The 14438-nt window shown below is 73.8% G+C and carries 15 protein-coding genes; 11 read left to right on the plus strand and 4 right to left on the minus strand.

Annotation, left to right across the window (positions count from 1 at the left end):
• Positions 1–40 precede the first annotated feature (40 nt).
• The 7 genes from ACNAVT_RS04935 (at position 41) to ACNAVT_RS04965 (ending at position 5859) form a co-directional block, all read left to right on the plus strand.
• Positions 41–1162 (plus strand): TRM11 family SAM-dependent methyltransferase, encoded by a 1122-nt coding sequence (locus tag ACNAVT_RS04935; RefSeq protein WP_416293215.1) that lies wholly within the window; start codon positions 41–43, stop codon positions 1160–1162.
• Between the two features lie 34 nt (positions 1163–1196).
• Positions 1197–1490: a DUF503 domain-containing protein gene (locus ACNAVT_RS04940; RefSeq protein WP_416293217.1), complete on the plus strand. Its 294-nt coding sequence runs from the start codon at positions 1197–1199 to the stop codon at positions 1488–1490.
• Positions 1491–1668: 178 nt separating this feature from the next.
• Positions 1669–2145: a 30S ribosome-binding factor RbfA gene (gene rbfA, locus ACNAVT_RS04945; protein WP_416293219.1), complete on the plus strand. Its 477-nt coding sequence runs from the start codon at positions 1669–1671 to the stop codon at positions 2143–2145.
• A 64-nt stretch (positions 2146–2209) separates the two neighbouring features.
• On the plus strand, positions 2210–3187 hold the full coding sequence (locus ACNAVT_RS04950; RefSeq protein ID WP_416293221.1) for a DHH family phosphoesterase: 978 nt from the start codon (positions 2210–2212) through the stop codon (positions 3185–3187).
• A 65-nt stretch (positions 3188–3252) separates the two neighbouring features.
• Positions 3253–3660 carry a hypothetical protein gene (locus ACNAVT_RS04955; protein ID WP_416293223.1) on the plus strand — a complete coding sequence of 136 codons (408 nt, stop codon included), beginning with the start codon at positions 3253–3255 and terminating at the stop codon, positions 3658–3660.
• Positions 3660–3869 carry a DUF6186 family protein gene (locus ACNAVT_RS04960; protein ID WP_181572704.1) on the plus strand — a complete coding sequence of 70 codons (210 nt, stop codon included), beginning with the start codon at positions 3660–3662 and terminating at the stop codon, positions 3867–3869. The genes ACNAVT_RS04955 and ACNAVT_RS04960 overlap by 1 nt, the downstream gene beginning before the upstream one ends.
• 664 nt (positions 3870–4533) lie before the next feature.
• Positions 4534–5859 (plus strand): MATE family efflux transporter, encoded by a 1326-nt coding sequence (locus ACNAVT_RS04965; protein ID WP_416293225.1) that lies wholly within the window; start codon positions 4534–4536, stop codon positions 5857–5859.
• 3 nt (positions 5860–5862) lie between these two features.
• On the opposite strand, the gene ACNAVT_RS04970 is transcribed toward ACNAVT_RS04965, so the two are convergent.
• The 4 genes from ACNAVT_RS04970 to ACNAVT_RS04985 form a co-directional block, all read right to left on the minus strand.
• The gene (locus ACNAVT_RS04970; protein ID WP_416293227.1) at positions 5863–6792 is read right to left on the minus strand and encodes a hypothetical protein; all 930 of its coding nucleotides are present in this window, start codon (positions 6790–6792) and stop codon (positions 5863–5865) included.
• Positions 6793–6874: 82 nt separating this feature from the next.
• Complete coding sequence (locus ACNAVT_RS04975; protein WP_416293229.1) at positions 6875–7174, minus strand: hypothetical protein; 300 nt, start codon at positions 7172–7174, stop codon at positions 6875–6877.
• 80 nt (positions 7175–7254) lie between these two features.
• Positions 7255–8256, minus strand: a complete 1002-nt coding sequence (locus ACNAVT_RS04980) for a hypothetical protein (protein WP_416293231.1) — start codon at positions 8254–8256, stop codon at positions 7255–7257.
• Positions 8257–8342: 86 nt separating this feature from the next.
• Positions 8343–9347 carry a hypothetical protein gene (locus ACNAVT_RS04985; protein ID WP_416293233.1) on the minus strand — a complete coding sequence of 335 codons (1005 nt, stop codon included), beginning with the start codon at positions 9345–9347 and terminating at the stop codon, positions 8343–8345.
• A 113-nt stretch (positions 9348–9460) separates the two neighbouring features.
• On the opposite strand from ACNAVT_RS04985, the gene truB reads away from it, so the two are divergent.
• From truB to ACNAVT_RS05005, 4 genes are all read left to right on the plus strand, one after another.
• On the plus strand, positions 9461–10345 hold the full coding sequence (gene truB, locus ACNAVT_RS04990) for a tRNA pseudouridine(55) synthase TruB (RefSeq protein WP_416293235.1): 885 nt from the start codon (positions 9461–9463) through the stop codon (positions 10343–10345).
• Between the two features lie 44 nt (positions 10346–10389).
• A complete protein-coding gene (locus tag ACNAVT_RS04995; RefSeq protein ID WP_416293237.1) occupies positions 10390–11316 on the plus strand; it encodes a bifunctional riboflavin kinase/FAD synthetase in 927 nt (308 codons plus the stop codon).
• A gap of 217 nt (positions 11317–11533) precedes the next feature.
• On the plus strand, positions 11534–11803 hold the full coding sequence (gene rpsO, locus ACNAVT_RS05000) for a 30S ribosomal protein S15 (protein WP_416293239.1): 270 nt from the start codon (positions 11534–11536) through the stop codon (positions 11801–11803).
• A gap of 219 nt (positions 11804–12022) precedes the next feature.
• Positions 12023–14389, plus strand: coding sequence for a polyribonucleotide nucleotidyltransferase (locus tag ACNAVT_RS05005; RefSeq protein WP_416293241.1), 2367 nt, complete (start codon positions 12023–12025; stop codon positions 14387–14389).
• Positions 14390–14438: the final 49 nt, after the last annotated feature.

A 14438-nucleotide genomic window follows, 5' to 3' on the forward strand; every position in this document is an offset into this window, starting at 1 on the left:
CCGGCCGTCGCCGTCTGCGTGGGCTGCGACAATCTCCCGCGTGCTCAGGTACGCACTGCTCCTCGCCCCCTCCGCCAACCGGGTCTACGCCGACGCGGCCGGCCGACTGGCCCGCGCCGAACTGGCGGCCTTCGCCGGCTCGGGGGTGCTCGACGCGGCGCCCGCCGACGTCGCGGTGGAGCGGATCGGCGGGGTGGAGTACCTGACCTTCACCGCGCCCGAGCCGGGGCTGGGCGCGCGGGACCTGGCGTACCTGGCGAACCTCTCGGCGGCGTACGCGCTCTTCGCGCGGGTGGACGACGACCTGCTCCGGCCGGTGCCGCTGCACCCGCTGGCCCGGTACGACTCGGACCTGATCACCATCCCGAAGTACGCCGGCAAGACCAACGAGCAGTTCACCCGCCTGCTGCTCAACGTCACCCTGCTGGCCTCCGCCTCCGCCGTCGGCATGCTGGACCGGCAGCTGGTGGTGCTCGATCCGCTCTGCGGCCGGGGCACCACGCTCAACCAGGCGCTGATGTACGGCTACGACGGCATCGGCGTCGAGCACGATGGCAAGGACGTGGACGCGTACGCGGCGTTCCTGCGTACCTGGCTGCGCCGCAAGCGGCTCAAGCACACCGCCGAGACGGTGCCGGTACGCCGGGATCGCCGGCTGGTCGCCCGGCGGTTCGAGGCGGTGCTCGCGCCGTCGCGTGACGAGCACCGGGCCGGGGCGACCCAGCGGGTCACCGTGCTGCACACCGACACCACCCGGGCCCGCGAGGTGCTGCGCCCGCGCTGCGCCGACCTGATCGTGACCGACGCGCCGTACGGGGTGGCGCACGGCAGCCGCACCGGGCCGGGGCTGTCCCGTAGCCCCCTGGAGCTGCTCACCGCAGCCGTGCCGGTGTGGCGGGAGCTGCTGCGCCCGGGTGGGGCGCTGGGGCTGTCCTGGAACACCCTGGTGGCGCCCCGGGCGGCCGCCGAGGCGGTGCTGGCCGGGGCCGGCCTCCGGGTGGTGGACGGGCCGGGCTACCGGGACCTGGCGCACCGCGTCGACCAGGCGATCGACCGGGACGTGCTGGTGGCGGTCGCGCCTGGCGACGACTCCGACTCGGCGCGTCCAGCACCGCGCCACGCCCTGAAGCCGTCGCTGGAGCCGTCGGCGGAAACCGGGTGACCCGGGCGGCGGCGCGGGCGTACCGTTGCTCGCCGTGTACACGGGAACCGCTCATTTCGACCTGTTGCTGCCGGGTGACTCCCGGTCCCTGAAGATCAAGCGGTCGTACGTCCGGCCGATCGTCGCCGCGCTGCGCAAGTTCGAGGTGTCGGCCGCCGAGGTCGGGGCGCTCGACCTGCACGGCCGGGCCGAGATCGGGGTGGCCGTGGTGGCCGCCGAGGCGTCGCACGTCCGCGAGGTGCTCGACTCGTGCGAGCGCCTGGTGGCCGGCCGGCCCGAGGCCGAGCTGCTGTCGGTCCGCCGCCGGCTGCACGGCGAGAACGACTGACTGTCCGGCCCGTCCGGACCGGCGCCGCGGGCCGATGCCAGCGCGGTGGTCGCCACCGGCGGCCCCGCGCGGCGGCCCCGATCACGCGGGTAGTGTTCGAGATGTTGGGCGGTCGGGCCCGGCGGCGCCCCGCGCCGTCGTCTCCGGCCGGGAGCGGGAAGCCCTGGAGGTGGGGGACATGACGGATCCGGCCAAGGTACGCCGGCACGCGGAGCGCATCCGTGAACTGGTCGCGTCGGTGGTGCGGAGCCAGATCAAGGACCCCCGGCTCGGGATGATCACCATCACCGACGCCCGGATCACCGCCGATCTGCGCGACGCCACCGTCTTCTACACCGTGCTGGGCGACGCGGCGGCCCAGGCCAGCACTGCCGCCGCGCTGGAGAGCGCCAAGGGCATGCTGCGCAGCACGGTCGGAAAGGCGCTCGGGCTGCGCCACTCGCCGACCCTGACCTTCGTCCTGGACGACGTGCAGGACCAGGTCAAGCACATCGACGACCTGCTCGCGGCGGCCCGCAACGCCGATGCCGAGGTGCAGCGGCTGGCGGCCAACGCGCAGTACGCGGGCGAGGCGCAGCCGTACCGGGTGGACGAGGAGGACTCGGACGTCGAGGAGACCGGGGACGACGAGCCGCGCGGCGGCGACCACCGGTGACGATCCCGTCGAGGGCGGTACGCCGGCCGGTGCCGGCCCCACCGACACCGACTGGGCGGCCGCCGTGGCGGCGCTCCGCGAGCTCCCCGCCGACGCGCGGGTGCTGCTGGTCTGCCACGTCAACCCCGACGGCGACGCGCTGGGCAGCATGCTCGGCTTCGGGCTGGGCCTGCGCCGGTGTGGCGTACGGCAGCTCCAGGCGACCTTTCCCGGGCCGCCGGTGGTGCCCGAGCCGTTCCGCTGGCTGCCCGGGCTCGATCTGCTGGTGCCGCAGGACGACGCGTATCCGGATCCGGACCTGGTGATCTGCTTCGACGCGGCGAGTGAGTCCCGGCTGGGTGACCTGGTCGACCGGCTGGACAAGGCCGGGGCCGCGCTGGTGCTGGACCACCACGCCTCGAACACCCGGTTCGGCGGCATCCACCTGGTCGACCCGCACGCGGCGGCCACCTCGGTGGTCGCCGAGGAGCTGCTGGACCGGCTCGGCGTGCCGCTGGACGCGGAGATCGCCGCCTGCCTGTACGTCGCGTTGAGCACGGACACCGGCTCGTTCCGGTTCGAGGCCACCACGCCCGCGGTGCACCGGATGGCGGCCCGGTTGCTGGCCACCGGCATCCGTCCCGGGGACATCTCCCGGCGGATCTTCGACACCCGGCCGTTCGGCGCGGTCCGGCTCTTCGGCGAGGTGCTGGGCCGGGCCCGGCTGGAACCGGCCGCCGCCGCGGGGCGTGGGCTCGTCTGGGCGTACGCCACTCTGGACGACCTGGCCCGGTACGGCCAGCCGGCGTACGTGCTGGAGGCGCTGATCGACTCGGTGCGCTGCACCGTCGAGGCGGACGTGAGCTGCGTGGTCAAGCAGGTCGCCCCCGCCGAGTGGGCGGTCTCGCTGCGCAGCAAGGGTGCGGTGGACGTGAGCCGGGTGGCGATGGCGCTCGGTGGCGGCGGGCACCGGTTCGCGGCCGGGTTCACCGGGCGGGGCACGGTCGACGAGGTGGTGGACCGGATCCGCGCCGAGCTGGCCAGTGCGGTGCCGACGGCCTGATATCAGGGTCGACTCCGGGGCGTGGTGGGCTTCCCGCCGTCGGTGACGGTGGGGACAATCGGGTGATGGATCATTCCCGAGAGCTCACCGCCGAGGCGCCCCGAGCCTGGGACCGCCCGGTCGTCTCCGTGCCGGTGCTGATCTGCCTCTCCCTGGTCGGTGGCCAGTTCCCCTCCTTCTCCGCCCAGGCCAACCTCTACACCCTGGGCACGGGTGGCGCGTTGATCTGGATCGGCCTGAGCAACCGGATGCCCCGGCGACCCACGCCGCGCCGGTTGCCGTCCGGCGCGGTCTGGTGGTTGCTGCCGGTCACCGTCTTCGGGATCTTCGAAGGGGCGACCTTCGTGCTGTCCGTCGGGGACGAGTTCCCCACCTTCTCCCGGCTGGCCGACCCGCTGCTGGAGGATCACCTGGTCCGCTCCGCGGCCTGGTTCGCCTGGCTGGCCGCGTTCTGGGGGCTGGTCCGCCGATGATGCGCGCGCTGGCGATCGGCGGTTTCCTGACCGCGCTGCTGCTCTTCGCGGCCGTCGAGTGGGCCGCCCGGCGAGAGGGCTCCCGGATCCCGTCGCTCGCCGACGTCTGCGCGTTCGTGATGCGCTACGAGGTCGGCCCGGTGCCGGTCGGGCGGATCGGCCTGTTCGGCTTCTGGTGGTGGCTCGGCTGGCACTTCCTGGCCCGCTGACCCCCGGGCCGTCCCCCCTTGGCGTCCGCATCCCGGGAACAGTGGGCCAGCCGGGGAAGTGAACGTTAATTTGGGTGCGGACCGGTGCTTCGGCGCTGGTCACGGGCGGTGGCGCCACACCCGGTGCCGCCTCCCTCCAGGGTCAGACCGACCCGGGCTCACGCTGCCAGGCGAGCCGCTCCGGTGATCCCGGACCGCCGCCCGGCGCCCAGCAGCCGACGGCTCCAGCGACGGCTTCAGGTCGCGGCGCGGTGTCAGACGCGCCGAGCTGAAGCTGTCGTAGCGGCGCGGCGTCAGACGCGCCGAGCTGGAGTTGTCGCACGCCCGTAGGACCGCCGCGCGCCGGTGGTCCGCACCCTGGAAGGGAACTCCCATGGCGACCAAGCACAAGCCGCAGACCGAGACCACCACCGACGAGGCGCGCGAGCAGATGCGCCGCGCGCTGCAGACCTCGATGGACACCCGTCAGTGACGGTGCCCGTGCGACGGTGACGCCGTAGCCACGACGTCACCGCCGCGCCGTCGCGCGCGCCCGCCGGGACGCCCGCCACTGGCTCTCCACCCTCCCCACCCCCTGACCACCACCAAGGCCCCCGCCGGCGGTTCCAGGTAAGCGACGCCTGGGGTTGCGATCCTTACTTGCCGCGTGTCAGGATCGGCCGCGATGAGTCAGCTCACCGCCCCCGCCACCGGCGCCGCCTCGCCCCGCCGGATCGCCGCGCTCGCCCTGCCGGCCCTCGTGGTGCTCGCCGCCGAGCCGCTCTACGTCCTGGTCGACACGGCGGTGGTCGGCCACCTGGGCCGCGTCCCGCTCGCCGCGCTCGCCGTCGGCGGCACGGTGCTGACCCTGACCGCCTGGCTCGGCACCGTCGTGGCGTACGGCACCACGGGGCGGTCCGCCCGGCGGTTCGGCTCGGGGGACCGGGCCGCGGCGGTGGCCGAGGGCGTCCAGGCGTCCTGGCTCGCCCTGGCCGTCGGCGTGCTGGTGGCGCTCGCCATGCAGGTCGGCGGTGGGTGGCTCGCGCGTACCCTCGTCGGCGGCCCCGGCGAGGTGGCCGACGCCGCCGCCGGCTGGCTGCGGATCGCGGCGCTCGGCGCGCCCGGCCTGCTGCTGGCCGCCGCCGGCAACGGCTGGCTGCGCGGCGTCCAGGACACCCGTCGCCCGCTGCTGTTCGTGCTCGCCCCCAACCTGCTCTCGGCGCTGCTCTGCCCGCTGCTGGTCTACCCGGCCGGGCTCGGCCTGGTCGGCTCGGCGGTGGCGAACGCGATCGCGCAGACCATCTCCGGCGGCCTCTTCGCGGCGGCGCTGATGCGCGAGCGGATCTCCCTGCGCCCCCGGCCGCGGCTGATCCGCCAGCAGCTCGTGCTCAGCCGCGACCTGCTCGTCCGGGGGGTCGCCTTTCAGGCGAGCTTCCTGTCCGCCACCGCCGTGGCCGCCCGGTTCGGGGCCGCCGCAGTCGGCGCCCACCAGATCGCCGTGCAGCTGTGGTTCTTCACCGCGCTGGTGCTGGACGCCCTCGCGATCGCCGCGCAGGCGCTGATCGGCGCGGCGCTCGGCGCCGGCGACGCGGCCGGCGCCCGCGCCCTGGCCCGCCGGATCGCCCTGCTCGGCGGGGCCTGCGGCGTGGCCTTCGCGGTGCTCATCGCCGCCGGCGCCGGCCTGGTGCCGTCCTGGTTCAGCGCCGATCCGCAGGTACGCGACCAGGCGATGCTCGCCTGGCCGTGGTTCGTCGCGCTCCAGCCGATCGGTGGGGTGGTCTTCGCCCTCGACGGCGTGCTGATCGGTGCCGGGGACGTCCGCTACCTGCGCAACCTGACCATCGTGGCGGCGCTGGGTGGCTTCCTGCCGGCCATCTGGCTGGCCTACGGGCTCGACCTCGGGCTGGGCGGCATCTGGGCCGGGCTGACGCTGTTCGTGGTGCTCCGGCTGGTCGCGCTGCTGCTGCGGCTGCGCTCCGGCGGCTGGGCGGTGGTCGGCGCGGTCCGCTGAGGGTCAGCAGGGCTTGAACGAGCCCGGGCCGCCCATCCACGGCTGCACGGTGAGGTAGCCCTCGGTGAGCCTGGAGCACTCCACGTTGCTCGTGCCCGCCTCCGCCGAGGTCAGCCAGAGCCCGCGCTCCGTAGCCGGCACCGAGGCCGCCTGGGGAACCTGCCAGACCACCTTGTCGCGGATCGCTGCCAGACCTGCCCCGTCGGGAGTCGTGCGGGGAATGTCGAACGCGTAGACCCAGACGTACTCCGTAGTGATCTCCAGCACCTGGATCCCCTCGTCGTTGGTCGTGGCCCGGTAACTCATCGCCCCCTTCGCACGGACCTCGTCCGACCGCGGGCCGCGGGAGTCGATCCGGGTGGCGTAGTGCAGGAAGGTGTAGTCCTCGAAGTCTCTGGCGCGTTCGCCGCGGGTGGCCGGCGCGAGGAGAGCGAGGAACGGCTCCGGGTCCCCGAGCTGCATGGACAGGTCGATACGGGCCTCCACCAGCGCCTTCCGGACCTGGGTCAGGGCGGCGCGCACCTCTGCGGCGGAGAACGGTTCCGCTGCGGCGACCGGCGGCAGGACGATCGCGGCCTCGCCGACCGCGAAGTCTGCGGCGGGGCCCTCGGCGAAGAGGTCCCGGGGCTCGCCGATCTGGCTGCTCGGCACCGGGGAGGCCGAGGGCTGAGTGCCGGTGCGGATCCGGTCGACCGTAAGGCGCCCGAGGACCACCGTGCCGGTGACGAGCGCCAGCAGCAGCAGGATGACGAAGCCGACCAGGAGCTTCCCGCGGTGCCGGGCCCAGGCCAGCCGGGCGCGCTCCCCGCGGGTGAGCGGCTCGGTCGCGTCCTGACCGCTCATCCAGCTGGGCAACCGGACGGAGTCGCCGCGGGTCGCTACGGCGTACCGGTCGGCGTCGGCGGGCGGGGTGGTCGGTTCCTCGGTGGTCATCAGGCGTCCCTGGGGTGCGGCGGGGGGTGGCGCGGTGATCTTCGCATCCGGGCCGCCCACCGCTGCCCGGTTTCCGGCCGGCTCAGGGCCGATCGTGGGTGATCCGGTAGAGCAGATAGAGGGTCCCGACCACCAGGCACGTGGCCACCAGCGCGACGACGAAGAACGACACGATCGCGGAGATCGCCGGGTGCCGCTCGCTGAACCGGCTCCGGTCCCGCCACGCCCACAGCCGGTGCCGCGCCGCCCGCAGGGCCGGGACCCCGTCGACGACTTCGGAGAGGCGGCGGCCGAGGGTGCGGCGCGGCGGCTCCGGGTTGCGCATCCAGTCGGGCAGGTCGACCCGGGCGCGGTGCTGGTGAGACGGCGGCGGGTTGGTCAAAGTGGACTCCGGGGGGTGCGAGGGGGTTTGGGGAGTCTGCCGTACGGACGGCGCGGGCGCGACCCCGCTCCGGGCTCGATTCAGCAGGTGTCCGGGATGTCCAGGGTGCGGTCGGGGTCGAAGACCGCGTCGGGGTCCGGGTCCTCGGGCCCGCCGTAGCTGGGCGTACCGACGTCGAGCAGGCCCTTGTCGAAGGCCGCGCAGTCGATGTTGGAGGCGTACGAGTTCGCCTCCTCGATCCACAGCCCGTTCGAACCGCGATCCACGTCGTCGGGGTGGGGCACGCTCCAGACCACCGTGTCGTGCACCACGACCACCCCGCCGCCCGGCAGGATGTCGCTGGACCTGAAGGCGTACGCCCAGACGAAGTTGCTGGTGACCTCCAGGATCCGGATGCCGTGGGCGTCCTTCGTGGCCCGGTAGCTGATCCGTCCCTTCACCCGGGGCTCGTCGGCGGTGATCCGCGCGCCGGGCGCCAGCCGGGTGGCGTACGTGGCGAAGGAGTCGGAGGTGAAGTCCTTGCGCAGGTCGGCGCGGGCGTCCGGGGCGAACTGCCTGATGAGCTGTTCGGGGTCCTTCGAGCTGATGAACTTGCGGTCCAATCGGGCCGTCACCAGGGCCTTCCGGACCTTCGCCAGCGCGGCCGCCACCTGCTGCTCGGTGAACGGGCTGGTCCGCTTCGCGGCGGGAACGGCGATCCCCGCCACGCCCTCGGGGAACGCGGCGGCCGGGGTGCCGTCGAACGGGCCGCCCGACGAGGGCGGCGACGCCGACGTGCTGGCCTGCTCCCCGACCGGCTGGCTGATGGTCGGGTGCGCCGCAGGCGGTTCACCCCAGCGCTGGAAGGACCGGTAGCCGGCCGTGCCGACCAGCCCGAAGAAGGCGAGCAGCAGCAGGGCCGCAGCGCCGCCGAGCACCTTGGCGGAGTGCCCGCTCAGCCAGATCCGCAGCCGGTCGGCACGGTCCGGCTCGGCCTCCACGGCCGGTTGGCGGAGCCACTCGGGGACCGTCCTCAGCCCCTCGTCGGGCGGGTAGGGCTGGTCGGGGCGGCGGGGTTCGGGGGTCGGTGGGTGATAGGTCATCTCGGTTTCCAGGTGTCAGGGGGTGGCGGATGGTCGTGTCGGCGCGCGCCAGCGCACTGCCGGTCGGGAGCCGGCCGTGCGGCGGATCAGCAGGTGTCGGGGATGTCCAGCGAACGGTCCGGGTCGTACAGGGAGTCGGGGTCCACCGTGGGCGTGGCGACCGGCCCCGGGTCGCGCCACTTGCCGACGTCGAGCAGCCCCTTGTCGAAGGCGGCGCAGTCGATGTTCGCGCCGTACGAGCGCATGCCGCCGAACCAGAGGCCGCGGGCGCTGGAGCGCACGTCGGCGGGATGCGGCACCCGCCAGACCAGGGTGTCGTGCACAACCGCCACCCCGTCGCCGGGCGCCACGTGCGGCTGGTGGAAGGGGTACGCCCAGACGAAGTTGGTGGTCACCTCCAGCACCCGGACCCCGGTGTCGTCGCGGACCGCCCGGTAGGTGATTCGGCCCTTCACCCGGGGCTGGCCCGGCAGCAGCCGGGCCCCCGGCGCGAGCCGGGTGGCGAAGTGCGCGAACGCGCCGGTGCGGAAGTCGTCGCGGATGGCGGGCCGATGGTCCGGGGCGAACTGCCGGACCAGCCGCTCCGGGTCCTTCGACGTCAGGAACGCGTGGTCCAGCCGGGCGGTCACCAGCGTGGCGCGGATCTTCGTGAGCGCGTCGGACACCTGCTTCGCCGTGAAGCCGCCGGTCGCCCGCGCCGGGGGCAGGGTGATCCCGGCCGCCCCCTCGGGGAATGCCGCCGCGGGGGTGCCGTCGAACGGGCCGGGGGCCGGGGGCGGCGAGGCCGACGTGGTCGCCTGGATCCCGGCGGGTGGGCTCACCGTCGGGTACGCCCGGGGCTGCTCGGCCGGACGTCGGGCGTACCGGTAGCCGACCGTGCCGAGGTACGCCAGCAGCGCGATCGCCAGCAGCGCGGCGACGCCGACGCGCAGCTTCCGGGCGTGCCGGCCGAACCAGATGCGGAGCCGGACGGCCGGGCCGACCCGGATCTCCCGCTCGAGCTGGCGCACCCACTCGGGGATCTCCTCCGGGCCACCGGAAGAGGGGCGGTCGATCCGCGGTGGCTCGGGGGTGAGGTCGTCGCTGCTCATCGTGCGTTCCCGGGGCAGGAGTGGGGCGAGGGGCGCATGATCTTGGCACCCCCATCGATCAGCGCGGTATCCCCCGCACGTGCGATCACCGTGGTCTGGCAGGCTTGGCCGTCGTGAGCACAGACGGTCTGATCGTGGTCGACAAGCCCGGCGGCATGACGTCGCACGACGTGGTGGCGCGGATCCGGCGGCTGGCGCGTACCCGGCGGGTGGGGCACGGTGGCACGCTGGACCCGATGGCGACCGGCGTGCTGGTGATCGGGGTGGGGCGGGCCACCCGCCTGCTCACCTATGTGATCGGCGCCGGCAAGAGCTACACCGCGACGATCCGGCTGGGCCAGGCCACCGTCACCGACGACGCCGAGGGCGACGTGATCGCCACCACCCCGGCGGGTGCGGTCACCGACGAGGCGGTCCGTGCCGCGCTCGCCGCGCTGACCGGCGAGATCGACCAGGTGCCGAGCGCGGTCAGCGCCATCAAGATCAACGGCCAGCGGGCGTACAAGCGGGTCCGCGAGGGGGAGAGCGTCGAACTGCCCGCCCGTCGGGTCACCATCTCCCGGCTGGATGTCCTGGCGGTCCGCCGGGACACCCCGGACGTGGTGGACGTGGACGTGGACGTGACCTGCTCGTCCGGGACGTACATCCGGGCCATCGCCCGGGACGCGGGCCTGGCGCTCGGGGTCGGCGGCCACCTGACCGCGCTGCGCCGCACCGCCGTGGGCGGCTTCACCCTGGCCGAGGCGGCCACCCTCGACACGCTGGAGCAGCGCGCCCCCGACGTGGTCAACCTGCCCTTGGCCGCGGCCGCCGACCGGTTCTTCCCGCGCCGGGACGCCACCGGCGACGAGGCGAAGATCCTCTCCCACGGCGGCCCGCTCGACGCGGCCGGCATCGCCGGCCCGTACGCCGTCTTCGGACCGGACGGCGGGTTGATCGCTATCGTCAGCGAGCGGGACGGGCGGGCCCGCGCGGAGATCGTGCTCGCCCCGGCCTGACAACGGCGGCGCGAGCGCGTGGGTGAGCAGGGGAGGATCGGCATATGCAACGGTGGCGGGGGTACGAGGCGGCGCCCGGGGGCTGGGGGCGCTCGGTGGTCACCATCGGCGTCTTCGACGGGGTACACAAGGGACACCAGGCCACCATCGGCCACGCCGTCGCGCACGCCCGTGAGCGGGGCTTCAAGTCGGTGGTGGTGACCTTCGACCCGCACCCGGCCGAGGTGGTCCGTCCCGGCTCGCATCCTGCGGTGCTCACCGAACCGGCCCGCAAGGCGGAGCTGATCGAGGCGCTCGGCGCCGACGTGCTCTGCGTGGTGCCGTTCACCCCGGAGTTCTCCCGGCTGCCGGCCGAGGCGTTCGTGCACGACATCCTGGTCGAGCACCTGCACGCCGCGCTGGTGGTGGTCGGCGACAACTTCCGGTTCGGGCACAAGGCGGCCGGTGACGTGGCCCTGCTGGAGCGGCTGGGCCGCACCTTCGGCTTCGGGGTGGAGGGCGCCCCGCTGGTCGCCGAGGCGGGGACGATCTTCTCCTCCACGTACATCCGCTCCTGCGTCGACGCGGGCGACGTGGCCGCGGCGGCCGCCGCGCTCGGGCGCCCGCACCGGGTCGAGGGCGTGGTGGTCCGCGGTGACCAGCGCGGACGTGAGCTGGGCTACCCCACCGCCAACCTGCTCTGTCACCGCCATGCGGCGGTCCCCGCCGACGGGGTGTACGCCGCCCGGCTGGTGCGCCGCGGGCGGGAGCCCCTCGCGGCGGCCGTCTCCATCGGCACCAACCCGACCTTCTCCGGTCGGGAGCGCCGGGTGGAGGCGTACGCGCTCGACTTCGCCGGCGACCTGTACGGCGAGCGGGTGGCCCTGGACTTCGTCGCGCACCTGCGGGAACAACGGACGTACGACTCGATCGAGCCGTTGCTCGCCCAGATCGCCGAGGACGTCGAGCGGACCCGCCGGGCGCTCGACTGAGCCCCGCCGACCGGGGCTCTGGCCGGCTCGGGCGCCCGCCACACGGCCCTTCACCGGGTGGTGGCCGGCCGGGCTGGTAGTCTGGCAGGGACGTCGGCTGACCGACGTGGGGCCTCGCGTGCCTGCACGACGCCGCGGGTGCGAGGAACCGGTCCGTTCCCCGGTCACTCCGACCGATCCGACGGACCTCATCGAACGACCCAAGAACAGGGAGAACATGGCGCTCGACCAGCAGGCCAAGGCAAAGATCCGCGCGGAGTACGCGACCGTCGAGGGCGACACCGGTTCGCCGGAGGTGCAGGTCGCGGTCCTCACCAAGCGGATCGCCGAGCTCACCGAGCACCTGAAGGTGCACAAGCACGACCACCACAGCCGCCGTGGGCTGCTGCTGCTGGTCGGCCGTCGCCGTCGGCTGCTCAACTACGTCCAGAAGAAGGACATCAACCGCTACCGGTCGCTCATCGAGCGGCTCGGTCTGCGCCGGTGACCTGACGGGGGAGTGGCCTTCGGCCGCTCCCCCGTTCCGGTACCACAGAAGAACCGGGCCACGCGACCACCCAGAGGGAGCCGGTCGGCGTACCGGTCTCCGGTAGTGGCCCCCGGGCACCCCGGCATCCGCCGGTCACCCGGGCGCTTCGATCGAAGACCGGCCGTCCGAGCAGCTCCCGCGTCGTGGGCCCCCGATGCGAAGGAGCATTGCCGCACCATGACCGAGAATCGACTCGGCTCCGAATCCCGCACCGCCACGATCGACAACGGATCGTTCGGCACCCGCGAGGTCACCTTCTCCACCGGCCGGCTGGCCCGTCAGGCCGCCGGCTCCGTCATCGCCCAGCTGGGCGAGACGGTCGTCCTCTCCGCCACCACGGCCGGCAAGCAGCCGCGGGAGCAGTTCGACTTCTTCCCGCTGACCGTGGACGTCGAGGAGCGGATGTACGCCGCGGGCCGCATCCCCGGCTCGTTCTTCCGCCGCGAGGGCCGGCCCAGCGAGGACGCGATCCTCACCTGCCGGCTGATCGACCGGCCGCTGCGCCCGTCCTTCGTCAAGGGCCTGCGCAACGAGGTCCAGGTCGTCGAGACCGTCCTGGCGCTCGACCCGCAGCACCCGTACGACGTCGTGGCGATCAACGCCGCCTCGATGTCGACCAAGCTCTCCGGCCTGCCGTTCTCCGGCCCGATCGGGGCCACCCGGATGGCGCACGTCGACGGCCAGTGGGTCGCCTTCCCGACGTACGAGGAGCTGGAGCGGGCCACCTTCGACATGGTGGTGGCCGGCCGGGCCCTGCCGGACGGCGACGTCGCGATCATGATGGTCGAGGCCGAGGCCACCGACCACACCGTGAAGCTGGTCGCCGGCGGCGCCGCCGCCCCGACCGAGGAGGTCGTCGCCAGCGGCCTGGAGGCCGCCAAGCCGGCCATCCGGGAGCTGTGCCGGGCGCAGAGCGAGCTGGCCGACGTGGCCGCCAAGCCGGTCGCCGAGTTCCCGATCTTCCTGGACTACCAGGACGACGCGTACGAGGCGGTCGCCGAGGTGGCCCGCGCCGAGGTCGCCGAGGCCCTGAAGATCGCCGGCAAGCACGACCGCGAGGAGGCCCTCGACCGGGTCAAGGCCAAGGTCGTCGAGGAGCTCGGCCCGCGCTTCGAGGGCCGCGAGAAGGAGCTGAGCGCCGCGTTCCGCTCGCTGACCAAGTCCGAGGTCCGCAGCCGGGTGCTGCGCGAGCAGGTCCGCATCGACGGCCGTGGCCCGCGCGACATCCGTCCGCTGACCGCCGAGGTCGGCGTGCTGCCGCGGGTGCACGGCTCGGCGCTGTTCGAGCGCGGGGAGACCCAGATCCTGGGCGTCACCACGCTGAACATGCTGCGCATGGAGCAGTCGCTGGACACCCTCTCGCCGGAGAAGTCCAAGCGCTACATGCACAACTACAACTTCCCGCCGTACTCCACCGGCGAGACCGGCCGGGTCGGCTCGCCGAAGCGGCGCGAGATCGGCCACGGCGCCCTGGCGGAGCGGGCGCTCATCCCGGTGCTGCCCTCCCGCGAGGAGTTCCCGTACGCCATCCGGCAGGTCTCCGAGGCGCTCGGCTCCAACGGCTCCACCTCGATGGGTTCGGTCTGTGCCTCGACGCTCGGCCTGCTGTCGGCCGGTGTGCCGCTCAAGGCGCCGGTCGCCGGCATCGCCATGGGCCTCATCTCCGACGAGGTCGAGGGCAAGACCCAGTACGTGACGCTGACCGACATCCTCGGTGCCGAGGACGCGTTCGGTGACATGGACTTCAAGGTCGCCGGCACCCGGGACTTCGTCACCGCGCTCCAGCTCGACACCAAGCTCGACGGCATCCCGTCGGACGTGCTGGCCGCCGCGCTCCAGCAGGCGCACGAGGCCCGGCAGACCATCCTCGACGTGATGCAGTCCGCGATCGAGGCCCCGGCCGCGATGAGCGACTACGCGCCGCGGGTCACCACCGTCAAGATCCCGGTCGACAAGATCGGCATGGTGATCGGCCCGAAGGGTCAGACCATCAACGCCATCCAGGACGAGACCGGCGCCGAGATCTCCATCGAGGACGACGGCACGATCTACGTCGGCGCGACCAACGGCCCGTCGGCCCAGGCCGCGGTCGAGCGGATCAACGCGATCGCCAACCCGACCCTGCCGAAGGTCGGCGACCGGTTCCTCGGCACCGTGGTGAAGACCGCCGCGTTCGGCGCCTTCATTTCGCTGCTCCCGGGTCGCGACGGCCTGCTGCACATCTCCAAGGTGGGCGACGGCAAGCGGGTCGAGAAGGTCGAGGACTTCCTCAACGTCGGCGACAAGGTCGAGGTGGAGATCGCCGACATCGACCAGCGCGGCAAGATCTACCTGGACAAGGTCCGCCCGGAGGGCGCCGAGGCGCCGGCCGCCGAGGAGGCCGCCGGTGGCGAGCGCCCGGCCGGCCGGGACCGCGGCGACCGTGGCCCGCGCGACCGGGGCGACCGCGAGCGCGGCAGCCGCGGCCCGGAGCGGGGCGAGGGCGGCGAGGGCGGCGAGGGCGGCGGCGAGTCCCGCCCGCGTCGCCGGACCCGGCACAGCTGATCCACGACGGCCGGGCGACGTGCGGCGTCGCCCGGCCTCCGACGGCTCC

Source organism: Micromonospora sp. SL4-19, assembly GCF_047921475.1.
Taxonomy (GTDB): domain Bacteria; phylum Actinomycetota; class Actinomycetes; order Mycobacteriales; family Micromonosporaceae; genus Micromonospora.